General features: G+C 40.8%; 22 protein-coding genes and 1 pseudogene. 14 read left to right on the top strand and 9 right to left on the bottom strand.

The features are described 5' to 3' along the window. The first annotated feature begins 66 nt into the window (after positions 1-66). Complete coding sequence (locus A1QC_RS10655) at positions 67-711, top strand: thiopurine S-methyltransferase (RefSeq protein WP_017025023.1); 645 nt, start codon at positions 67-69, stop codon at positions 709-711. Between the two features lie 107 nt (positions 712-818). Here A1QC_RS10655 and purT read toward each other — a convergent pair whose 3' ends face one another. The 6 genes from purT to A1QC_RS10625 all read right to left on the bottom strand — a co-directional run bounded on the left by purT (position 819) and on the right by A1QC_RS10625 (position 6,499). Further along, positions 819-1,994 (bottom strand): formate-dependent phosphoribosylglycinamide formyltransferase, encoded by a 1,176-nt coding sequence (gene purT, locus A1QC_RS10650; protein WP_017025022.1) that lies wholly within the window; start codon positions 1,992-1,994, stop codon positions 819-821. Between the two features lie 137 nt (positions 1,995-2,131). Next, positions 2,132-3,022, bottom strand: a complete 891-nt coding sequence (gene cdd, locus A1QC_RS10645; protein ID WP_017025021.1) for a cytidine deaminase — start codon at positions 3,020-3,022, stop codon at positions 2,132-2,134. Positions 3,023-3,303: 281 nt separating this feature from the next. Next, positions 3,304-3,990, bottom strand: coding sequence for a CidB/LrgB family autolysis modulator (locus A1QC_RS10640; protein WP_017025020.1), 687 nt, complete (start codon positions 3,988-3,990; stop codon positions 3,304-3,306). A 2-nt stretch (positions 3,991-3,992) separates the two neighbouring features. Further along, complete coding sequence (locus tag A1QC_RS10635) at positions 3,993-4,367, bottom strand: CidA/LrgA family protein (protein ID WP_017025019.1); 375 nt, start codon at positions 4,365-4,367, stop codon at positions 3,993-3,995. A gap of 159 nt (positions 4,368-4,526) precedes the next feature. Further along, positions 4,527-5,951, bottom strand: coding sequence for an exodeoxyribonuclease I (sbcB, locus tag A1QC_RS10630; RefSeq protein ID WP_017025018.1), 1,425 nt, complete (start codon positions 5,949-5,951; stop codon positions 4,527-4,529). A 98-nt stretch (positions 5,952-6,049) separates the two neighbouring features. Next, complete coding sequence (locus A1QC_RS10625; protein WP_017025017.1) at positions 6,050-6,499, bottom strand: TerB family tellurite resistance protein; 450 nt, start codon at positions 6,497-6,499, stop codon at positions 6,050-6,052. Positions 6,500-6,708: 209 nt separating this feature from the next. On the opposite strand from A1QC_RS10625, the gene A1QC_RS10620 reads away from it, so the two are divergent. From A1QC_RS10620 to A1QC_RS10595, 6 genes and pseudogenes are all read left to right on the top strand, one after another. Beyond that, a complete protein-coding gene (locus tag A1QC_RS10620; protein WP_017025016.1) occupies positions 6,709-7,431 on the top strand; it encodes a sulfite exporter TauE/SafE family protein in 723 nt (240 codons plus the stop codon). Between the two features lie 175 nt (positions 7,432-7,606). Beyond that, complete coding sequence (hrpA, locus tag A1QC_RS10615) at positions 7,607-11,584, top strand: ATP-dependent RNA helicase HrpA (protein WP_017025015.1); 3,978 nt, start codon at positions 7,607-7,609, stop codon at positions 11,582-11,584. Positions 11,585-11,735: 151 nt separating this feature from the next. Continuing rightward, positions 11,736-12,230: an outer membrane beta-barrel protein gene (locus A1QC_RS10610; protein WP_017025014.1), complete on the top strand. Its 495-nt coding sequence runs from the start codon at positions 11,736-11,738 to the stop codon at positions 12,228-12,230. A 226-nt stretch (positions 12,231-12,456) separates the two neighbouring features. Next, on the top strand, positions 12,457-13,248 hold the full coding sequence (locus A1QC_RS10605) for an EcsC family protein (protein ID WP_017025013.1): 792 nt from the start codon (positions 12,457-12,459) through the stop codon (positions 13,246-13,248). Between the two features lie 3 nt (positions 13,249-13,251). Beyond that, positions 13,252-13,473: pseudogene (locus A1QC_RS10600) on the top strand (DUF924 family protein); the annotation flags it as partial. 25 nt (positions 13,474-13,498) lie between these two features. Then, positions 13,499-13,744, top strand: coding sequence for a hypothetical protein (locus tag A1QC_RS10595; protein WP_017025011.1), 246 nt, complete (start codon positions 13,499-13,501; stop codon positions 13,742-13,744). A 196-nt stretch (positions 13,745-13,940) separates the two neighbouring features. Here the strand turns inward: A1QC_RS10595 and A1QC_RS10590 are convergent, their stop codons facing one another. Then, positions 13,941-15,422, bottom strand: coding sequence for a carboxypeptidase M32 (locus tag A1QC_RS10590; RefSeq protein ID WP_017025010.1), 1,482 nt, complete (start codon positions 15,420-15,422; stop codon positions 13,941-13,943). A 215-nt stretch (positions 15,423-15,637) separates the two neighbouring features. Between A1QC_RS10590 and A1QC_RS10585 the strand changes: the two genes are divergently transcribed. The 4 genes from A1QC_RS10585 to A1QC_RS10575 all read left to right on the top strand — a co-directional run bounded on the left by A1QC_RS10585 (position 15,638) and on the right by A1QC_RS10575 (position 18,029). Then, positions 15,638-16,279, top strand: a complete 642-nt coding sequence (locus A1QC_RS10585; RefSeq protein WP_017025009.1) for a LysE family translocator — start codon at positions 15,638-15,640, stop codon at positions 16,277-16,279. 141 nt (positions 16,280-16,420) lie between these two features. Beyond that, the gene (locus tag A1QC_RS15630; RefSeq protein WP_017025008.1) at positions 16,421-16,579 is read left to right on the top strand and encodes a hypothetical protein; all 159 of its coding nucleotides are present in this window, start codon (positions 16,421-16,423) and stop codon (positions 16,577-16,579) included. A 52-nt stretch (positions 16,580-16,631) separates the two neighbouring features. After that, a complete protein-coding gene (locus A1QC_RS10580) occupies positions 16,632-17,294 on the top strand; it encodes a hypothetical protein (protein ID WP_017025007.1) in 663 nt (220 codons plus the stop codon). 120 nt (positions 17,295-17,414) lie between these two features. Beyond that, positions 17,415-18,029 (top strand): flavin reductase family protein, encoded by a 615-nt coding sequence (locus tag A1QC_RS10575; RefSeq protein WP_017025006.1) that lies wholly within the window; start codon positions 17,415-17,417, stop codon positions 18,027-18,029. Between the two features lie 178 nt (positions 18,030-18,207). Here the strand turns inward: A1QC_RS10575 and A1QC_RS10570 are convergent, their stop codons facing one another. Continuing rightward, complete coding sequence (locus A1QC_RS10570; RefSeq protein ID WP_017025005.1) at positions 18,208-18,690, bottom strand: YajQ family cyclic di-GMP-binding protein; 483 nt, start codon at positions 18,688-18,690, stop codon at positions 18,208-18,210. A 2-nt stretch (positions 18,691-18,692) separates the two neighbouring features. Continuing rightward, a complete protein-coding gene (locus tag A1QC_RS10565) occupies positions 18,693-19,769 on the bottom strand; it encodes a 3-deoxy-7-phosphoheptulonate synthase (RefSeq protein WP_017025004.1) in 1,077 nt (358 codons plus the stop codon). Positions 19,770-19,974: 205 nt separating this feature from the next. Between A1QC_RS10565 and A1QC_RS10560 the strand changes: the two genes are divergently transcribed. The 3 genes from A1QC_RS10560 (at position 19,975) to gdhA (ending at position 23,077) form a co-directional block, all read left to right on the top strand. Further along, positions 19,975-20,868 (top strand): putative PEP-binding protein, encoded by an 894-nt coding sequence (locus A1QC_RS10560; RefSeq protein ID WP_017025003.1) that lies wholly within the window; start codon positions 19,975-19,977, stop codon positions 20,866-20,868. A gap of 146 nt (positions 20,869-21,014) precedes the next feature. Beyond that, positions 21,015-21,488 (top strand): DUF4442 domain-containing protein, encoded by a 474-nt coding sequence (locus tag A1QC_RS10555; RefSeq protein WP_017025002.1) that lies wholly within the window; start codon positions 21,015-21,017, stop codon positions 21,486-21,488. 236 nt (positions 21,489-21,724) lie between these two features. Then, the gene (gdhA, locus tag A1QC_RS10550; protein ID WP_017025001.1) at positions 21,725-23,077 is read left to right on the top strand and encodes an NADP-specific glutamate dehydrogenase; all 1,353 of its coding nucleotides are present in this window, start codon (positions 21,725-21,727) and stop codon (positions 23,075-23,077) included. The last annotated feature ends 11 nt before the right edge of the window (positions 23,078-23,088 follow it).

The following is a 23,088-nucleotide window of genomic DNA, read 5'->3' as shown; positions in this document are numbered from 1 at the left end:
ATTGGAACTAAAGAAGGTCACTACGGTGGCCTTTTTCTTTAACTTTTTTAAATATAGGTTTGGAATATGCAAGATCAAGAATTTTGGCATAGCCGTTGGGCTGAAAATCGTATTGGCTTTCATTTAGAGGATGTGAACCCATTATTACCAAAATTTTGGCCGCAACTTGCGCCAACCAATGAACAATCCGTTTTAGTCCCTTTATGTGGTAAATCGGAAGATTTAATTTGGTTGGCTAATCAGCATTCTTCCGTCACGGGTGTTGAACTGAGCAATATTGCAGTTCGTTCATTTTTTGCTGAACATTTTTACACACCCATGGTGGCCTCTTTAAATGGTCAACATGAGTTGTATCAATTTGATGAGCTCTCTATTTTTGCGGGTGATTTCTTTACAGCACCACTTGAAACTTACGATTTAATTTATGATCGTGCGGCTTTGATTGCTTTGCCACCTGCAATTCGATTGCAATATGTTCAACGCATTCGCAGTGTCTTAAATTCAAACGGTAAAATACTACTCATTGGGTTAGATTACGTTCAAAGTGAAATGCAAGGACCTCCATTTAGTGTGCCTGAAAACGAAATTGCTGAACTTTTCTCGGGCATGAAGATTACACGTTTAAATCGTGATGAAGCCAGCGCTAACCATCCTAAAATTCAAAATGGACTCTCTCGTTTTGCAGAAGAAGTATGGTTGATTGAACGTTAAATTAACCTCCGATTTGGGTTGTGATGTTTTCATCGATCCAAATCGGAAACTAAGAAACTAAGAAACTAAGAAACTAAAAAGTTAAAGAAGCGAAATAGTGACGAATGTTAAAAACTTACTTTCACTTTGCTAGCCGCATTGACCGCATCTTTTATGGCCAAATCGATAGAATCTCGACGTGTCAGTGCAACACCTAAGCGACGACGGCCTGCAATCTCCGGTTTACCAAATAAACGAACTTGAGTTTGTGGTTGAGAAAGGGCATCCGTTATTCCACTAAAGGTCATAGAGGTTGAGGTTCCTTCTGCTAGCACAACAGCTGAAGCGGATGGGCCGTATTGGACTATCTCGCTGATTGGCAATCCTGTAAAGGCACGTACATGAAGCGCGAATTCTGATAACTCTTGAGAAATGAGCGTTACCATTCCAGTATCGTGTGGACGTGGTGAAACTTCACTAAAGATGACATTATTGCCTTTGATGAAGAGTTCGACGCCAAATAGACCAAAACCGCCGAGTGCATTAACCACTTTTTCTGCCATTGCTTCTGCAGAGCGCAGAGCTGTCTCTGACATAACCTGTGGCTGCCATGACTCACGATAGTCGCCATCTTCCTGACGATGGCCAATAGGGGCGCAGAAATGCACACCATCAACGGCACGTACAGTCAATAATGTGATTTCATAATCGAAGTCAACAAACCCTTCGACAATCACACGACCAGCACCAGCACGGCCACCTTCTTGTGCGTATTGCCATGCAGCTTCAATATCAGCTTCGGTTTTAATAACGCTTTGACCTTTGCCTGAAGAGCTCATGATAGGTTTGACTACACATGGCATTGAAACAAACTCGATAGCTTGCTTGAATTCTTCAAAGGCGTCACAAAATCGGTAAGGAGAGGTCTCTATAGAAAGCTCTTCTGCAGCCAAGCGTCGAATACCCTCACGGTTCATTGTGAGTTTAGCGGCATTGGCCGTTGGAACGACATTTAAGCCTTTTTGTTCTAGTTCAACGAGTTTATCCGTTGCGATGGCTTCAATTTCAGGAACGACGTAATCAGGCTTTTCTTTTTCAATGATAGCTTCAATCGCTTCGCCATCTAACATATCAACCGTGTAGCTACGATGAGCTACTTGCATGGCTGGTGCATTGTCATAACGATCAAGAGCAATGACTTCTAAGCCAAGTCGCTGACATTCAATGGCAACTTCTTTTCCAAGCTCGCCTGAGCCTAGTAATAATACTTTTGTTGCTGAAGAGGTGGTTGCGGTTCCAAACATTTCTCGGCTTCCATCGTTACGAATTGACTTTGATGGGAGGGATTCTAACGCCCAAGCAAACGTTTGCGCAATAATTTACAAGGAGTTTTTTCTAATTGATTAAATATTACCCACTCATGATTATGGTGGGCAATGTTTTATAGGGAAAGATAAGTGACGGTGATGTCTGGATTGATGGCTTCAAGTGTGGATTGTGTTTCCGCAAGGTGACTGATTGTGGCTTTAGAGTTTTCAGCTAATACTGCGCTTTGTATGTCATCCAAGGAATAACCAGATAATAACAAAAGGTTAATCGCTACTTGAAGTGGAGGTAAGCTTGGGTTGAAAGCCGCATTTTCTGCGTAACTACCTTGGAATATTTCACCGCTTGTCAGCATAAGTGCGACACCACTGTGATTATTGGTATAAGGAGCATGGCTTATATTTAATGCTTTGATGGCTTGTTGTATGAAAGATGAGGCTTCGCTAGATTGATAATTATGTCTAGTGCTGTCCATCAGGCGAGCTTTGATCCCAAGATCTTGTGGGCCAAAAGAATCTGGCAATAAGTCTTGTAACGTATAGGCAGGGCGATTGGGTAACTGAATCGCTAATTGTTCTATACCGTTTAATTCATTCATAAACTGACGGCAATGACCACATGGTGTGTAGTTTATCGTGATATTTTTAATCCCGGTTTCGCCTTTCATCCATGCATGACTAATGACGGATTGTTCAGCATGAACCGTTTGTCCTAATTGGACGCCCGGAATTTCGATATTAGCGCCGAAATATACAGAGCCAGAGTTGCCTTCTGCAATTGCACCCACGTGAAAGTTAGAAATAGCGCAGTAAGCTCGTGAGGCTGCGATAGGCAATAGTGCCAATTTCAACTCAGTATCGGATAAATTCGAGTTATTAAGAAGGTTTGAATATTGCTCGGCGGTGAAGTGACCAGTAAAGTGCTCACTTTCTAATAGGTCTTTTAATTGTTTTGCGATGTCACTTGGTAAATGATCAAATACACAAGATTCAGTTTTAATGGTCATGTCCGTTCTCTTTAATTTTATCGCCAAAGTAGTGACTATTCTCACGTTTATTGTGTAATAAATGTATAAGTTGCATTGTAAATCAAATTTAGATCAAAATATGGGGTCCAGCCGATAATTTTACTCATTCATCGCCGCAAAATTTTATCTGCGTCTAAAAATATTGATTTACCTACCTCATTGTAGCTTTTAAATGATTGAAGCTTCTAAAATACAAAAAGGAGCCGAATAGGGCTCCTTTGATAAGGTTTAAGCTTATTTATGATTAATTAGTAAATACATTATCCAATAATACCGCCTACCCATAAACAAAATGCAAAGAATAAAGGTGCGAGTATCGAGGTGATGATCCCACAAGTCACTAAAGCCAACGAACTGAAGGCGGCATCTTCAGCATTTTTTTCTGCGCAAGTTGCGGTTCCTAGTGCATGTGAAACAGTACCCATGGTTAATCCTCTTGCAATCGGGTGTGTTACCCCTAACGCACTATAGATTGGATAGGCGAATACCGAACCAAATACCCCAACGATTAACACTAATATCGCAGCAATCGCTGGTTCTCCACCTAAACTACTACCAATTTCCATGGCAATGGGAGTGGTGACTGATTTCCCCATAAGACTAGCAACTAAAGTGGGATCAGTGTGCAATGCTACGGCAATTAAACCAGCGGAAAGCATCGACATACAGCTCCCCACACCGCACGCAAGAAATATGATTTTCCAATTTTGTCTTATTTGAGGAAGTTGTTCATAAAGCGGATAAGCCAATGCAACCACAGCAGGTTGTAATAAGTAAGTCATCCAATCGTTTTGTGCATAGTACACTTTATAAGGTACATCTAACGCCATCAAAATTGGAATAATGATGATAATGCTCAGCAAGAGTGGATTGGCTAAAGGGCTTTTTACTTTGTGGGCAAACCAACGGACAGCAAAAAAGACTACAAAGGTAAGAGCTAACCACATGATCAGGATTCCTTATTCGTCTTAGCTGTTAGGATTTTTTGTAATCCTAATGCAAGTAAAACGAGTACTAAAGTCGTCGCGCCAACACTGCTGGCAAAAATAGATAGTGCATTAGCAGCCAGTAAAGGGAAGTGATCCATTAGGCCAACGCTGATAGGCACAAATAAAACGATCATATAACGGATGAAGAATTGTGCACCTGGTTTGATCCAATCAACTTTAATCAGCCCTGAAACTAAGAGAGCGAATAAAATTAACATACCAAAAATACTGCCCGGAACGGTCAGTGAAAAAAAGTGTTGGATAGTATTTCCTGCCCATAAGCACATCATGATGAGTGCAAAAGAAAGGGCATAATTTAAAATTTTCTTGGGCAAGTTAAACCCCTTGGAAACAAAACGAATAAAAATAGTGCTCTGATGAGAGTGAGCACCAGTGAGTATTACTTAACACCTGTTTTCTAATCGGTATGTTCTAATCATATTGCCTAAGAATACTTAAGAGAATAAATACGTTATAGAAAACAAAGACTCAAATTAAGAAACTAAAGACTCAACATACTGATAGACCGATTTTAAAACATCAATTTTTGCAGCATCACTTTCATGCTCATGAGCTAAGTTTTCCAAGTTCAACATATATTCTTCGATGTTGCCTTCGTAGTATTCACGGCAATGAGCAAGCCATTTTTGCTGTTCGGTTTCTGTGAGAGTCCACGGAAAGTGACGCGCACGATAGCGGAATAATAATGGCTCAATACGGTGGTCTTTTACCGATAAATCTAACGCCCCCAATTTATCAGGCTCTGTTTCACGAATAATATCAATGGTTGCTTTGTCGGCAGGCGAGAAAAAGCTACTGTACAGTTGTGTATCAACATTATTATTTTGAGCATATTCACGCTCGATATTGTAGATAGTAATGAGTTTCTCTCTGATCTCTGGGTGTGATTTTAAGCGTGCTAGATTATCTAAACATTGTTTACGATCAATCCCAATGCGCTCTGCGTTCTCGGCGGTCAGGGTTTTTGCCGGTGCAAGAACAGGGCATTTATTAATGTGAACCAGTTTTAATGGAACGGGAAGCTCATCAGGTGCAAGTTCATCACGCTTTGTGTATAAACGTTGATGCAAGGCTTCCGCATCCATTTCAATTAACGGTGTTGGATCCATTGCAAGATTCACAGTAATGACAGCATTGTTGTTTGTTGGGTGCCAAGCCATAGGAACAATCCAACTAATATTGGAACATTGCACGCCAAACATGCCCGAAACATGCACTAAAGGGGTCATATTCACAATATCAATTAACTCATTGAGTTTGCGTTTGTGGCGCATACTTAATAAGTAATTAAACAGTTTAGGCTGCGCTTGTTTAATTTTCTTCGCTAATTCAATGGTAGCAATAACATCTGCCATAGCATCGTGGGCATTCTCATGCTCAATGCCATTAGCTACGGAGAGATGTTCTAGCTTAAAGCTTGGGAAACCTTCATCATTCTCTGGCCAGTGAATCCCTTCAGGTCGCAAGGCATAACAAGTACGCATAATATCGAGTAAGTCCCAACGAGAATTACCATTTTGATAAGCCCAAGCATACGGATCGTAAAAGTTACGATAAAGCGTATAGCGAGTGACTTCATCATCAAAGCGAATGCTATTGTATCCTAACGATATGGTATTGGGGGTTGATAACTCGTGATGAATACGACGAATAAATTCAGGTTCTGGAAGACCATCTTTAACCGCTTTTTGTGGTTTTATACCAGTGATTAATGCAGCTTCAGGTGAAGGCAGGTAATCACTTGGTGGTTGACAGTAAATAACCAAGGGTTCGCCAATGATATTGAAGTCCATGTCCGTTCGAACGCCAGCAAACTGACTCGGTCGATCTTTCGCTGGACTGACACCCCAAGTTTCGTAATCTAAGAAGAAAAAGGTTGGGGCGTTTTCATTGCTCATGCGGGCTTCCAGAATGTTAATATCTTTAATAATGGTATATTACCTGTATCCACACCGTAAAGGAATGGCACAGCGAAGGTTCAAAGCGGTAGGTGCTTTTATGCTGACGGTGCAACTGACAATTTGGCACGTATAAAGTCACTGTGATTAACATACAACAGTTCTGCTACTTTTCGGATAATAGCTTCTTCTATTGGGTCTAGGTGATCATCTGCATACGCTACTTGCCACATCGATTGGATAAGTTCAAAACGCTGCTGATGTTCCAGATCACGTAGTTTATCGGTGAATTCGTATAGTGATGCTGAATTTTCAGAACGAACAGAAGCTTGGGAAAGCAATTCAGTTGCCTCTTGCTCGGTAATCGTCAGCAATTTTGTGAGCATAAGCGTTTGAGCTTGCAGTTCGGTATCATCAACGTTGTGATCAGCTTGTGATACTTGGCACAATAATGCAGCAATGGCAAGGTTGCTGTCGGCTGCATTCATTGTATGACGTTCACTCGTATCAACCATTTGGTTAAAGAGAGACTTTAAGGATTTGATCATAATTATCTTCAACGTTGTTCATAATATTTACACACTAATGTTTTATCAGCAGAATTCAAGAAAACTCTTATTATTCTCATTGAAATTATCCTCAGACATGTCTGATAAGCATTAACGGTCATTAATCTATTGATTCATGAATTTTATCGAGTGTATATATAACCTTAGGTAGTGTAAAATCCCTTTTTTGTTACCCATTTTGGAATAGTATGTTCGAATTAGATAGCACCGTTTTTATCGCAATGGGAATCATCTTTCTCGGTTCTTTTGTGCAAAGCGCAATTGGTTTTGGTTTGGCGATAGTGGCAGCTCCCTTGTTGTTCTTAGTGTCGCCAGATTATGTACCAGCACCAATTGTGATGATGGCTTTGTTTAATTCATTCTTTAACGCTTATAAGTACCGTAAGAACATTGCGATTGGTGGCTTGAAAATGGCCATTTATGGTCGTATTCCGGGATCTATTGCTGGTGGGGTTTTATTGCTTTATGTCTCAAGTTCAATCTTATCTTTATGGCTTGGGGGCATGGTATTAATTGCGGTGTTAATTAGTTTACTGCCCATACGCTTTGAACCAACTTCTGGCCGAATGGCGGCCGCGGGTTTCTTTTCTGGCTTTATGGGAACCAGTTCTAGTATTGGCGGGCCACCTATGGCGCTTATTTTACAACATCAAGATGCTCATTCGTTACGCGGTAACTTGGCGGCATTTTTTGTGTTTAGCTCTACAATGTCTTTGATTGTGCTTTATTTTATTGGCCATCTTACGTGGAATCATGTGCTCTTAACGATGCCATTATTGCCAATGGGGTGGCTCGGTTATGTGGCGGCCCAAGTGGTGGTGAAGTATGTGTCAAAAGAGTGGATTCGAATCTTTACTTTAGTCATTTGTTTAGTGAGTGGGATCACCGCGATTGTCCGTGGTCTGCAATAAAACTCAGTACCGTTAAGCTTTCTTATTCATTTATTTTTTAGATAGATTGCTATTAATATCGACAGCCAAGTTTCTCCATGAAATCTGGCTGTGATACAATCCGCGCATTGCTTTAATTTCCATATCGATAGACTCAATATCGTCATGTGTAGCCTCATTTTCAATAGGAATTGTTTTGACCAAGCCTGTTTCTAACCAGCATCATGTCCAATCTCCAGCCGACTCTCATTCTTCCAAGCAAGATAATGCCGCAGACAACAGCGCGCAGGGCAACTCGGCTGGCAGTTTACGTGCTGCATTAAAAGATTGTATGATCCGTGATCGTTTTCGTTTAAGTAAGCGCATTCACGGCGCCAGTAAAATCAAAAAACCAGAAGCAAAAGCGGCAGTGTTTGATGAAATTGCCATGGATATTGCCAAATCTATGATGGTGGTACAAAACCGCAGCCTGCATAAACCTCATATTGAATACCCAGATATTTTACCGGTTAGTCAAAAACGTGACGATATTGCAGAGGCCATTGCTAATCATCAAGTGGTGATCATTGCCGGTGAGACTGGTTCAGGTAAAACCACACAGATCCCCAAGATATGCAGTGAATTAGGTCGTGGACGCACCGGTTTAATTGGTCATACTCAGCCACGTCGTTTAGCGGCGCGTTCAGTTGCTAATCGTATTGCCGAAGAGATGCAAACCCCATTAGGTGAGTTTGTTGGTTATAAAGTCCGTTTTAACGACCAAATCTCGGACAACACCCAAATTAAATTAATGACCGACGGTATTCTGCTGGCGGAAATTCAACACGATCGATACTTAAATCAATACGACACCATCATTATCGATGAAGCGCATGAGCGTAGTTTAAACATCGATTTTATAATGGGATATTTGAAAGAATTACTGCCAAAGCGTCCGGATTTAAAAATCATTATTACTTCGGCAACCATTGATCCGGAGCGTTTTTCTACTCACTTTAATCATGCGCCAATCATTGAAGTGTCGGGGCGGACTTATCCGGTGGATGTGCGCTATCGTCCGCTTAATCCAGATGAAGCTGATCAAGACCATGATCAGCTAGAAGGTATCTTCCAAGCAGTGGATGAGCTGTGTGATGAGCCGGGTTTGGGCGACATTCTGATCTTTATGAATGGTGAGCGTGAAATTCGTGATACTGCGGATGCGTTAGAAAAAAGAAAGCTACGTGATACCGAAGTAGTACCTCTATACGCACGCTTATCATCAGCGGAACAAAATAAGATTTTTCAATCGCATACTGGTCGTCGTATTGTATTGGCAACCAACGTCGCTGAGACGTCATTAACCGTTCCGGGGATTAAATATGTGATCGATCCCGGTACGGCGCGTATTAGCCGTTACAGCTACCGCACCAAAGTACAGCGCCTGCCGATTGAAGCAATCTCTCAAGCCAGTGCAAATCAACGTAAAGGGCGTTGTGGGCGTGTCAGTGATGGTATTTGTATTCGCTTGTATTCCGAAGAGGACTTTACCTCTCGTCCGGAATTTACCGATCCTGAAATTATACGCACCAACTTAGCCTCGGTTATTCTGCAAATGACCTCGCTAGGTTTGGGGGATATTGAAGCCTTCCCATTTGTGGAAGCGCCAGATAAACGCAACATTCAAGATGGCGTACGTTTGCTGGAAGAATTAGGGGCCATTAATCCTAATTCATCCGACCCGAAAAAGCGTTTAACCGCGATAGGCCGCAAGTTAGCTAGATTACCGATTGACCCGCGTTTAGCACGTATGGTGCTGGAATCGGTTAAATACAATTGTTTGAAAGAAGTGATGATCATTGCAGCGGCATTGTCTATCCAAGACCCACGTGAACGTCCATCAGACAAACAACAAGCCTCGGATGAAAAACACAAACGTTTCTTCCATGAAGATTCGGACTTTTTAACTTTTGTGAATGTTTGGGATTACTTAAAAGAACAACAACAAGCGTTATCAAGTAACCAGTTCCGCAAGCAATGTAAGCAAGATTATTTAAACTATTTACGCGTGCGTGAATGGCAAGATGTGTATTTCCAAATTCATCAAGCGATGCGTGAAATGGACACTAAGCTCAACAGCGAGCCGGCGAATTATGAAGCGGTTCACAGCGCATTATTGGTCGGTTTGTTGTCGCATATCGGTATGAAGGATGTTGAAAAGAGTGAATATCAGGGTGCGCGTAATGCTCGTTTTCATATTTTCCCTGCATCGGGTTTATTCAAAAAACAACCCAAGTGGATCATGTCGGCTGAATTAGTGGAAACCTCCAAATTGTGGGGGCGTATTATTGCCAAAATTCAACCAGAATGGATTGAACCATTGGCGCCACATTTGATTAAGCGTAGTTACAGCGAACCGCATTGGTCGAAAAAACAAGCTGCGGTGATGGCGCATGAAAAAGTCATGTTATATGGCATCCCGATTGTACCGAAACGCACCATTAACTATGGTTCGATTGATCCGACTATTTGCCGTGAAATCTTTATCCGCAGTGCTTTAGTGGAAGGTGATTGGGAGACGAAGCACAACTTCTTCAAACAAAATCGTCAGCTATTACGTGAAGTGGAAGAGCTTGAGCATAAGTCACGTCGTCGCGATATTTTGGTCGATGACGATGAACTATTTGATTTTTACGATCAACGTGTCAGTACCGAAGTGGTATCCGGTCGTCACTTTGACGCCTGGTGGAAGAAAGCCCGTCAATCTGAACCCGAATTGCTCAACTTTGAAAAAGCCATGCTGTTTAGAAATGATGCAAGTCATGTTACGGATCTCGATTACCCGAATTTCTGGCATCAAAATGGTTTGAAGTTAAAACTGAGCTATCAATTTGAGCCAGGACAAGACAGCGATGGTGTGACTGTTCACATTCCTCTGCCGATTTTAAATCAAATAAGCCCAGATGGATTTGATTGGCAGATCCCCGGTTTACGCCATGAATTAGTGGTCAGCTTGATTAAATCCCTGCCAAAAACGCTACGCCGTAACTTTGTGCCTGCACCAAACTACGCCGATGCCTTTCTCTCCAGAGTTACCGCAATGGAAATGCCATTGTTAGATGCGCTAGAGAAAGAACTGCGCCGCATCACAGGCGTTGAAGTGAAGCGTGAAGACTGGCAGCTGGAACAAATTCCAGAACATTTAAAAGTGACGTTTCGCGCTGTAGATCACCGTAAACGTAAGCTAAAAGAGCATTACGATTTATATGAGCTCAAAGAAAGCTTAAAAGATAAAGTGCAAGAAACCTTATCCAAAGTGGCCGATGATGACATTGAGCAACAAGGTTTACATACTTGGAGCTTTGGCGAGCTGCCAACCGTGTACCAACAAAAGCGTGGCGGCTTTGAAGTGAAGGCGTATCCTGCGCTGGTGGATAGCAAAGACAGTGTCGAAATTAAACTGTTTGAAACCGAGCAAGAGCAACAGCAAGCAATGAAAGCAGGGCAACGTCGACTTATTTTGCTGAATGTGCCTTCACCCATTAAGTACTTACACAGTAACTTACCTAATAAATCCAAGTTAGGTTTGTACTTTAATCCATACGGTAAAGTGCTGGATTTGATCGACGATTGTATCGCTTGCGGCATTGATAAGTTAATCGAACAAAAAGGTGGCATCGTTTGGCAACCCGAGCAGTTTGAAGCGTTAAAAGAGCATGTCCGGGCTGAATTAGGGGATACGGTTGTGGATATTGCTCAGCAAGTAGAAACCATTTTAACCACGGCGTTTAACATTAATAAAAAGCTAAAAGGTAAAGTGGATTTTACCATGGCGTTTGCTTTATCTGATGTTAAAGCCCAAGTCGAAGGGCTTATTTTTAAAGGCTTTGCGACGGAATGTGGTTGGAAGCGCTTACCGGATATTTTACGCTACATGAAAGCGATTGAGCGTCGAATGGAGAAACTGCCACTTGATCCAAACCGTGACCGATTACACATGCTTAAAGTGGAATCGGCAACAAAAGATTATAAAGAGCTGTTGAATAAGATCCCGAAAGGGCTTGAAGTCCCAGATAATGTAAAAGAAATTCGTTGGATGGTAGAAGAACTGCGAGTGAGTTTCTTCGCTCAACAACTTGGAACACCGTACCCGATATCGGATAAAAGAATTAAGAATGCCATTGATGCATGTTAGGACAATTAATTGTTATAACTCATGAATAGATAAGATTTTTTACTTGATTTTGAGTATCATCTCACTAATTATGTTGGTAACGATAAATAGTAAACTCTCAGTCATGTGAATTTACATTTCAGTGTGAAATCGAAGGATTCGAAGGTAAATAATGAAAAAAACACTTTTAGCTCTTGCTCTTTTAGGCGCAGCATCACCGGCTTTTGCTGATTCATGGATTTATGCTGGTGGTAACATCGGTAGTGTAGATTACTCTGAATCTGGTACCGATAGTGATACGGCTTACGGTATTAATGTTGGTACTGGTATTCTACCTTTTATCGGTGTTGAAGCTGGTTATTGGGATCTTGGTAAGGCTGCAGATGCAGACTTAACGACCCTTTATATTGGTATTAAACCAAGCATTAATTTTGGTCCAGTTGAGGTTTACGGTAAACTTGGCGCTAATAAATATGATGTAAGTGGTGGTACTGTTATTCAAGACGACGATGGCTACGATATGATGTATGGCGTCGGTGTTGAATACACAGTATTAGATGGTATTCCACTTGGTTCACTTTCGGTTGGTCTTGCATATAATAACTTTGGTTTTGACTCTTTCCATGCAGATACCTACACGTTAAGTGCTACATTCCACTTTTTATAATCAAGATTGTGCTATAAGTTGAATGTATAAAACGCTGCCTTTGGGTGGCGTTTTTTGTTTTTTGGTATGACCAGCATTATAGTTAAATTGTGGAACGATGGGTCAAAGTAAAATTCACAGTATATGAAATTATCACTTCACTCTGTTTATTCGTACTTGGTCTTGCTTTTGAAATGCAAAATAAATATGTCAGATTGTTGTATATCAATATTTAAATAAGGTCTGTATGAATATCACTTTAACGGAAATGGAACGACAACAATTACAACAAGCTAAACAGTTGCTAGAAAATCCGGGATTGGCCGCGAAGATGTCGAATGCGATTGGCTCGCCAATTGAAAAGGGTTTGAAAATGCTACCTGAAAACTGGAATCAATCTTTAGGTACAGTGACTCAAAAAGCACTGATGAAAGCTTCCGATGCAGCCATGTATTCGATGAAAGACATTCCCGGAGAAATATCGTCTAATCGACTTCATAAGCTTGGTGTTGCTGTGAGTGGTGGTGTGGGTGGCTTTTTTGGATTGGCCGCCATTGCCGTTGAATTGCCCATTTCAACAACGATTATGCTGAGATCGATTGCCGATGTTGCTAGAAGCGAAGGGGAGTCGATTGTAGATTTAGAGACTAAGCTTGCTTGCTTAGAAGTGTTTGCATTAGGTGGGAACAGCCAAGAAGATGATGGCAGCGATAGCGGTTATTATGCAGTGCGTACCGCATTAGCAAAATCGGTAATGGATGCCACTGAATTTTTAGCCAAAAAAGCGTTCACTGACAAAGGCTCGCCAATATTAGTGCGTTTTACTGCGGAAGTGGCTAAGCGTTTTGGCATTCAGGTGACAGAAAAAGCAGCTGCGCAAGCAGTACCTGCGATTGGCGCAGTTGGAGGGGCTGTTATAAATACAATCTTTATTAACCATTATCAAGATATGGCAAGAGGACACTTTATTGTGCGACGTTTAGAGCGTTTGCATGGTAAAGACGCCATTAAATTAGCTTATCAAGCTTTGCCTAGTTGAGTTTTTCTCTATTTGCCATTTATGCATAGTGAATCCAAGATGATTCATGAAATTGCGGTTGGGTTATTTACTGATCTTGGTTTACCCTCCAATTTGGATTTTGAATACAAACATAAAGCGATTATTGATCAATTTGGCCGCGATCCTCATCGAAATGCTATTTTAGGCCGAGCGTCGACAGAGGCTGAGATTGAGTTTTTAAAGCAGCCAGGATCTGGGTTTTAATCGCTTAAATTAATTAAGGAACTCGATGGAACAGCAGCAGCTTCAACAGCAGTTATCAGATATGCAAACAGAAATGGATGCGATGAAGGTTGAAATACACACGTTAAAGCAACAACTCGCTCAGCTTCAAGGTATAAAAAATAAAGAAGCAGAAGAGAGTATGAGAATGCCAATTAAGGATTCTCGACCAAAGAATGAATGGTTAAAAATAGCGGTGGTCTTAGGCGGTATTTTGCTGTGGTTACTCTTAGAAAAATACCATCTTTTATAAAGTGACGACTATATCAAAAGTAGTTGAAGCTCCATAGATACGGCAAATACAAGTAAGACTGGTATATCCGGTTGGTTCACTGCTCACTTTAAATACGAAACAATCCACAATCGCGTGTCGATAGATTGTGGATTGCATTGATGAAAGCCGCTGTAGTTCTTATTTACTTCTTAACGTTTCTACACCGTACTAATCTTTAGAGGTACCTCGTTTCTAAATGGGTTTTGAAGTGTTGGGCATTTAATGTCTCTCCGGTGGCTTGTTTCACCAAATCATCGGTCATGAATTGACTGCCTTTATTCCAAATGTTCTCACTTAGCCAAGCGAAAATTAAACTTAAATCACCAGATTGAATGGCCGCTTGAACATCAACTTGCTGACGCATACTTGCCATAAACTGCGCAGCGTACATCGCACCTAGTGTATAGCTTGGAAAATACCCAAAGGCACCGTCAGTCCAATGAATATCTTGCATACAACCATTTTGATAATTCCCTTTGGTTGAAAGGCCAAGATAATTTTGCATTTTTTGATCCCAAAGTTCAGGGACATCTTGGAAGCTAATCGTGCCATTCATCAAGTCACGTTCAATTTCATAGCGTAAAATCACATGAGCAGGGTATGTGAGCTCATCGGCATCGACTCGAATAAAGCCTTTTTCCACTCGGGTATACAGTTTGTGAAAGTTTTCCGCGCCGAATGCAGGATCGCTTGTCGCATTGAATTGTTGGCTTGCAAGACGAGATAGGTGATTGATGAATTCAGAGCTTCTACCGAGTTGCATTTCAAAGAACAACGATTGAGATTCATGAATACCCATTGAACGAGCTTCGCCTACCGGTAAACCAGCATATTCTTTAGGAAGGCCTTGTTCATAACGAGCGTGTCCAGTTTCATGGATCGTACCCATTAAAGATTGGACTAGATCGTTTTCATCATAACGAGTGGTAATGCGAACATCTGTCGGAACGCCACCACAAAAAGGGTGAACACTTTCATCTAAGCGACCATGGTTAAAGTCAAACTTCAAAAATTGCATGATTTGTAAACCAAGCGCTTTTTGATTGGCAGTATCAAATGGCCCTACTGGTTGAATAAAACTTTCTTGGTCTTGTTTATCAATCACTCGATCGATAAGGTTAGGGAGCCAAGTTTTTACATCATTAAAAACAACATCTAATGATGAGGTAGTCGTCCCTGGTTCATACAAAGCAAGCATAGCGTCGTAAGGTGTGGTATTACTGGCTTCTGCGCGGATTTGAGCTTCTTGTTGCGATAAGCTGACCACTTCTTGCCAGTTTTGTGAAAAACCCTTCCAATCGTTTTCTTTTCGCTGAGTACGCCAAGCATGTTCACATTTAGATCCTGCAAGAGATTTGGCTTGAACGAGATCTTGAGGCAGTACATTGGCTTGCTGCCAACGTTGCTTCATCTCACGTAGGCTAGCTTTCTCTATTGGGCTTAAGTGCTCTTGTTCTGCTTCATGAAACCAATCGGCTAATTGTGATTCAGTATTAAGTTGGTGCAACAATACGGATAGTTCGGCCATCGCTTTGGAACGAGCATCGTTACCACCACTTGGCATGACAGCCGCTTGATCCCAACCAGAAATCGCGGCTAGGTGGTTAAAATTGGCAATCTTTTGTGCATGCTGCACTAGCTTTTGATAATGACTCATAGCGTTCCTTTTATAGTGGTTATACCTTTTTTGCTTGAAGCAGCAGTTTTGTTGACTAGGTTTATTCACTCCAATCTGATTGTAATAACCCTCTCACCTTCACCTCCAAAGGTCAATATTTCTAAATTGTAAATCCTTGAGCATAGAATGCTTTCCTTCTTTATTATTCGCTGATATAACAAATGAAGTTCATCAGGATTGTAGGGTAAAGATAAATGGATTTTTATATTGTCAACACAGGCGCGTTTTTAATCGCCATTACTATACTAACGTTAACTCCAGGGTTGGATACGGCACTAGTAATACGCAATACAACTCGAAGCGGTAGTATCGATGGTTGTGTGACCAGTTTAGGTATTTGCTGTGGATTGTTTGTACATGCTGCGTTATCGGCAATAGGGATCTCTGCGATTTTATTACAATCTGCAGAGCTGTTTCATGCCATGAAATTACTTGGGGCTGCTTATTTGATTTACTTGGGTATTACTGGATTAATATCGGTATGGAAAGGGCAAGGTAAGCTAGATGTAACCAGCGGAGCTGTGGGTAAACCCTTATCCGTGAAGCGTTCATTTCGCGAAGGTTTACTGTCTAATGTACTAAACCCTAAAACAGCGGTGTTCTATTTGGCATTTTTACCTCAGTTTATTAACCCGGAACATTCTCCGTTGCTACAATCGCTGTTTATGGCTGCCATTCACTTTGTCATTGCTATGATATGGCAGTGTGGCATCGCGACAATGATACATTCAGCAAAAAACTGGATACAAAATTCCTCTATGATGAAATGGATGGAAGGGGTGACCGGTGCTGTACTGGTAAGTTTAGGGCTAAAATTAGCCTTGGATAACAATTAATGTTGGAGATAAATGACGCTTAGGAAACAAAACTTGAGTTATGCTAAGGTATTTTTACTGCGAACATGTTATTAATCTTAGGCTTACGGCATTATGCCTAATGCATTCTTGTTAAGATGGAATATTGTTTTAAGGGATAAAATGACTAGACTGATTGCTATCGCGATTTTCATTGTTCTCGCATATTTATTAATTCGCTATCGTGCTAACGCCAAACTTCAAAAGTGGGTGGCGATTACGTTATCAAGTGGCTTTTTGCTTTACATTGTGTATGTCGTTGTTAGCGAATTGATACGATAATGTGACTATAAAATTAGCCACGAGCTATTTGAGATAAAACTTAGGATGCAGTATGCCAACCTCAATCAATAAACTTCATGTCAGTATTGCCGCTGTTGTCGGTATCATTCTTGGCTCTTCAGTTACGTTTGCTGCGCTTAATTCTGGTGCTCAACAGCAAACCGCTCAACAAGTTGAACTTAGCCAAAAAAATGAACAATTACGGTCAGATATTCAGCAATTACAATCGACTCTTGATGAGAATAAACAAAGTGCATCTCAAACCTCACAGCAACAACAAGAAGCCATTCAAGCGTTAACGCAAGAGCTCAACCAACTTAAAGACCAAAAGAAAAAAGTAGAAAAGACTCTAGTGGTTCAAAAGAAAAAAGCGGTCACGTTGAAAACTGAAAATAAAGAGTTAGCGAAAACGACAGAGCTTCAAAGCGACTTATATGATCAGTCTCATGAGCTATTTGAAAAGCAAACTACATTGGAAGATCAAGTAGCGAAGCTTTCAACAACGCGAGATAAGTTAGCGACCCAAAATGAAAAATTTGCGAAAGAATGCAAATTGTTTAAAGAAGGTACAAGTTGGGATCCAAAGTCGGATTCTTGTGACAAAGAAAAACTGGCGACAGAACAACTCGTGAAATTAAATACTAGCATTACCAAGAAAACGCAAGAGCTAGCCGATGTGAATGCCTTAATAAGTAAGCTAGGTGTGAAGGATTAATACCTTCATTCTTGCTGCTATTACAGGTTTGAGCAAAAGGACAGGATAAATTAAACAAGCCACCTAACCAACGGGTGGCTTGTGTGGTTTTGATAGAAGATAAATGTATAGGGCTTAGATATGGATATCAATGTTGCAAAGAATACAGAACACTCAATTTATCATTTAATGACTCAAACGGTGATACCGCGTCCGGTTGCCTGGGTATTAACTGAATCAGGGGATAATAATTATAATCTTGCCCCATTTTCTTTTTTCACACCTGTTTGTAGTGAACCACCGCTATTGATGTTCTCTGTGGGCAATAAACCTAATGGGAGTATGAAAGACACTGCAAATAATGCGATGCGGACACATAAAATGGTGATTCATATCGCTGATATGACACTTGCTAAGCAGGTGACTCAAACATCCGCCACATTAGAGCATGGTGATTCTGAATTAGATGCCAATCACTTGAGTCTAACGGAGTTTAAAGATTTCTCACTTCCAAGAGTAAAGGGTTGTAACATTGCGTTAGGTTGCAGCTTATATAAAACGGATACGGTAGGCGATAATGATCAAACCCTCGTTTTTGCACAAGTGGAACACATTTATATTAATGACAGCGTAATCGATGATTCTAATCAAAGTAGATTAATTGTAGATGCTCTAAAAGTAGATCCATTAGGCCGTTTAGGTGGGATCGAATATGGTTCTCTCGGGGAGATTTTAGCCGTTCCTAGACCGGTTTAATAATAAAATGATAAAGTTTAAAATGACTTTAAGTTACGCTGTGACTTTTTATGGTGGGTGAAAAAATCAGGTGAATATTAATTAGTTACTGATTATCTTGATGTTTAGACTCAATCAAAAAAGGCCATTGAATTATTCAATAGCCTTTTTAGTTTTCTATTATGTGCTTTCGATTGGTTTAATCTTTGAAGTTATTAAACTGGAAAGGTTGCTCAAGTTCGGATTGTCGAACCACAGCCATAGCTTGTTGTAAATCGTCACGTTTTTTTCCGGTAACACGGACTTTATCACCTTGAATTGAAGCTTGAACTTTTAGTTTTGCTTCTTTAATGATCTTAACGACTTTCTTAGCGACATCCGTTTCGATACCTTGCTTAAAGCTTGCTTCTTGAGTGTGAGTCTTGCCTGTTTGCTCGGCTTTCTTCAAATCCACAGCATTGGCATCCACACCACGTTTAGCCAATTGACCACGAAGCATCGTCATCATTTGACCCAGTTGGTAGTCATTTTCCGCAGAAAGCTTAACGATGTCATTTTTGAATTCAAAACTGGCTTCTACATTACGGAAATCGAAACGGGTATCCAGTTCGCGGTTAGCATTTTCGGCAGCGTTGCGTACTTCAACGCTATCAACTTCAGAAATTATGTCAAATGAAGGCATGGTTAGTTCTTCTCCGATGTTTTTTTGATTTGATTGTTAATGGCACCTGCAAGCATGTCGAGCATAGTCACGGTGTCTTGCCAGCTTAGGCATGGGTCGGTGATCGATTTACCATAGGTTAGGGCACTTAAGTCCGTCATTGGTTGATTACCTTCCTCAATAAAGCTTTCCGCCATGATTCCTGCAATGTAAGTTGACCCAGATTCGATTTGCTGACAAATATCTTTAGCAACATCTAATTGTTTGCGATGCTCTTTTTGACAATTAGCGTGGCTAAAGTCGACAACTAAGCGAGGTGTTAAACCAACGTCACTTAGTTGCTTACATGCGGCTTCTACAGAGTTCGCATCAAAGTTTGGCCCAGAATCACCACCACGTAAAATAGTGTGTCCGTATGGGTTACCTGAAGTGCGATAAACTGTCATTCGGCCATTTTTATCTGGTGAACAAAAATAATGAGAAGCTTGTGCCGCACGAATGGCATCGGTTGAAATCTTCACATTTCCGTTCGTGCCATTTTTAAAACCAACAGGGCAAGAAAGTGCCGAGGCCATTTCACGGTGAATTTGTGATTCAGTGGTTCTAGCGCCAATCGCGCCCCAAGAGATAAGATCGGCGATATATTGCCCTGTGATCATATCTAAAAATTCTGTCGCGGTCGCTAAGCCTAGTTTATTGATGTCTAATAGAAGTTTGCGGGCTTTATTTAAACCGGCTTCAAGAGCGTAGCTGCCATCTAAGTTAGGATCGGTAATTAAACCTTTCCAGCCAACAATGGTACGAGGTTTTTCAAAGTAGGTACGCATAACAATGAACAATTGATCTTTATATTGTTCTTGCAAGGCGTTTAAACGTTGGGCGTAGTCGAGAGCGGCTTCTGTATCATGGACAGAGCAAGGGCCAACGACAACGAGTAATCTTGAGTCTTGCCCTGACAAAATATTCTCGATCTGTCGACGAGACTGTTCAATACGCTCGGCGACTTCATCGGAAAGTGGGTGAGCTTGCATAAGCTCCATTGGGGTTGGCATTGGGCCTAATGCTTGGGTTCGTAATTCGTCTGTTTTAACTAAAGGCATGTTGTTTTCATCTCAAATATACACATGGGTAAGATAGCGGAAATAGTGTGCGGAATAAACGCTACAAGCTCTTTTATTGTGCTTTTTTCTTTTAACTGGATAGTTTTGTTGGATTATTAAACGGTTAAGCATTTTTCTACTTGTTTTGTCGGGTGTAACTCAGTACTTTCGGAGTCAGTAATTAATGAATATCAATGGAGTAGTCATGTCTCAATCTCATCAAGGAAGTATCCCCACAAATGCGTTATTAGGGGATGTGCTTCCATCGCCAACGTCGTCTCAAATTGAAAATGCGTCACATTTATTTGTGTCATTAAGTGAGTTGATTCAAGACAATATTTTTTATCACCCAGAAATTGGTCAACACTTAGATACTTTAAGTGCGGAAGATAAAGCGCATTTAGATACATTACTCAATGGGCACACAGTAGATGAACATTTTGTTTCCACGTTGGGTAAATTAATAGAAACGGCGATTAAACCTCAACATAAGCATATTCGAATTTGTTTATCGGATGCAGACAGTTATGCTTATCGTGCCTTGATCGGTGGAAATATTGAAAAAAACGAAATTAATCCTGCCATTGGTTTGCGTGGTGTTTCTCGTTTCGCTTCGGATGAGCATACGCATTCTTTTGAATTGGAATGTAAGGTCATTAAAGCGTTACGTGAAAAGGGTATCGATATTGAAATCGTCGTACCATTTGTTCGTACCCTTAGTGATGCGGCAATGATCATTGATCGTCTTGCCGTTCAACGTCTCCCAAGAGGTTTGAATGGCTTGAAAGTTCTGTATTGTTGTGATGCACCTGCTGCCGTATTAATGGCAGATCGTTTATTGCAATATTTTGATGGTTTAGTGGTGAATACAGGGAATCTAACGCAGTTAACATTAGGGGTTGATCAACACAATGAATCGCTGACCTCGCTATTCAATCCAGAGCATGAAGCGGTGTTAATGTTAATGACTCAAGCCGTTAAATCAGCCAGTAATGCGAATAAGCCTTGCATCGTATATTGTCAAAATTTAGCACAATATCCTAAAGTTCAAGACACACTCGCAGAATTAGACCCAGTACAGCTTCTTGCCGCGGTTTAATGGTGTCGTTAACTTGTCTTAGGTCACAGAAAACCGAACATTGCTTCGGTTTTTTTTATACTTATAACAACTTCTACTACCATGTATTGACATAAGTATCACCAGTGGGTTAACTGGTCGGATATCATAGCCTGAAAGGAAAGAATATGGATATTTTAGCAGCCGCGAATCAACACCTTCATTATTTTGGTGAGAAACTGGTGCCTATGATCGGCTACTGCGAGCCTGAGATTATTAAACTGACTCAAGAGAGCGTGGAAATAAAAATCCCTCTTAATCATTCAACTAAAAATCATCTTAACAGTATGTATTTTGGTGCGTTGGCGGTAGGAGCAGATGCTGCAGGTGGCTTTTTAGCGATTAGTAAATCAGAGCAGATGGGAAAGAAGATTTCACTTGCGTTTAAAGCTGTAAAAGGTGAGTTCCTTGCACGGCCAGAAGCGGATGTTGTGTTTGTCTGCAATGATGGGTTACTGATTGATAAAATGCTAGCGGAAACGATGGAAACTGGCCAGCGTGTTAATCAACCAGTGACAATTACAGCTTTGTGTCCAAGTTTGAATGGCGATGATCCTATGGCAGTGTTTGAGCTTACCTTATCAGTGAAAGTGGTGGGTTAAACTGAATACAATATAGAGACTTAAGTGGTGAGATGATAGCGCAGCGCTTAGTGGTTGCTGATTTTTTGCACATATTTATTTATTTCTTTTTATAAAAGAACAATATGTTTATATACAATAAAGAATCTTTATGAGAAAACATTAATATACACGTTACATTGAATCTTCACTTGTGGAGTTCAATCTTGAATATATAACGTGATTATTTAGTGTTTATTTTCAATGGAATTTATTATATGACCTACATTCATCAAACTATTTCTGGTCTGCAACAAACTAGCCCTGCCCAAGCTGAGTTTTATCAAGCGGTGGAAGAGGTTTTGGAATCTCTAGCCCCGATTTTAGAAAGTAATCCTATTTATCAACAGCAAGCGATTATCCAGCGTTTAGTTGAACCTGAACGTCAGATTATTTTCCGTGTGCCTTGGGTTGATGACAATGGTGATATTCAAATCAACAAAGGCTATCGTATTGAGTTTAATTCGGCTTTAGGTCCATACAAAGGCGGGCTTCGTTTTCATCCTAGTGTGAATGCTGGCATTATCAAATTCTTAGGGTTTGAACAAATCTTTAAAAATGCATTAACGGGCTTACCCATTGGTGGCGGTAAAGGTGGGGCTAACTTTAATCCTAAAGGGAAATCCGATGGCGAAATCATGCGTTTTTGCCAGTCTTTCATGACCGAACTGTATCGTCATATTGGACCTACAACGGATGTACCCGCTGGCGATATAGGTGTTGGTGCTCGTGAGATTGGTTATTTATTTGGTCAATATAAGCGTCTTACCGGGCGATATGAAGGCGTATTAACCGGTAAAAGCTTATTGTGGGGCGGTTCATTAGTACGTAAAGAAGCGACTGGTTATGGCGCGGTTTATTTTGCCAATTATATGCTTCAAGATCGTGGTCAAAGTCTGCAGGGTAAACGCTGCTTAGTGTCTGGTGCGGGTAATGTTGCTATTTATGCAATGGAAAAACTGTATCAATTAGGCGCATTGCCAGTGAGTTGTAGTGATTCGTCAGGAACGATTTATCATGCTCAAGGTATTGATCTTGATTTGGTGAAAGACATTAAAGAAAAATCTCGCGCCAGTCTTGAGCGATATATAGAAACGCATGCAGACGCTCAATATATTCCAGTCTCAGAATATCCTGAAAATGGGCATGCGGTGTGGCACTTAGATGGCGATGTGGCTTTCCCGTGTGCAACGCAAAATGAATTAACTGAAACTGATGCGAAAGTGTTGTTAAGTAATGGCTGTATAGCCGTTTCTGAAGGCGCAAACATGCCCTCTACGCAAGATGCGGTTAACACTTTCATTGATGCAAAAATTGCTTACGGTCCAGGTAAAGCGGCGAATGCTGGTGGTGTTGCAACCAGCCAATTAGAAATGGCACAAAATGCCAGTATGCAAAGTTGGACATTTGAAGAAGTGGATCAAAAGCTTCAACAAATTATGAAAAATATTTTCAATACCGCCAATGATACTGCTATGGAGTATGGTCAACCTGGTAATTTAGTTCTTGGTGCCAATATTGCAGGCTTTAAACGCGTAGCGGATGCCATGATAGAGCAAGGCGTGGTATAAGATTTTAAATC

This window comes from Vibrio rumoiensis 1S-45 (assembly GCF_000286955.2).
In the GTDB taxonomy this organism is placed as follows: domain Bacteria; phylum Pseudomonadota; class Gammaproteobacteria; order Enterobacterales; family Vibrionaceae; genus Vibrio; species Vibrio rumoiensis_A.
This window is presented reverse-complemented; position numbering and strand designations above follow the sequence as displayed.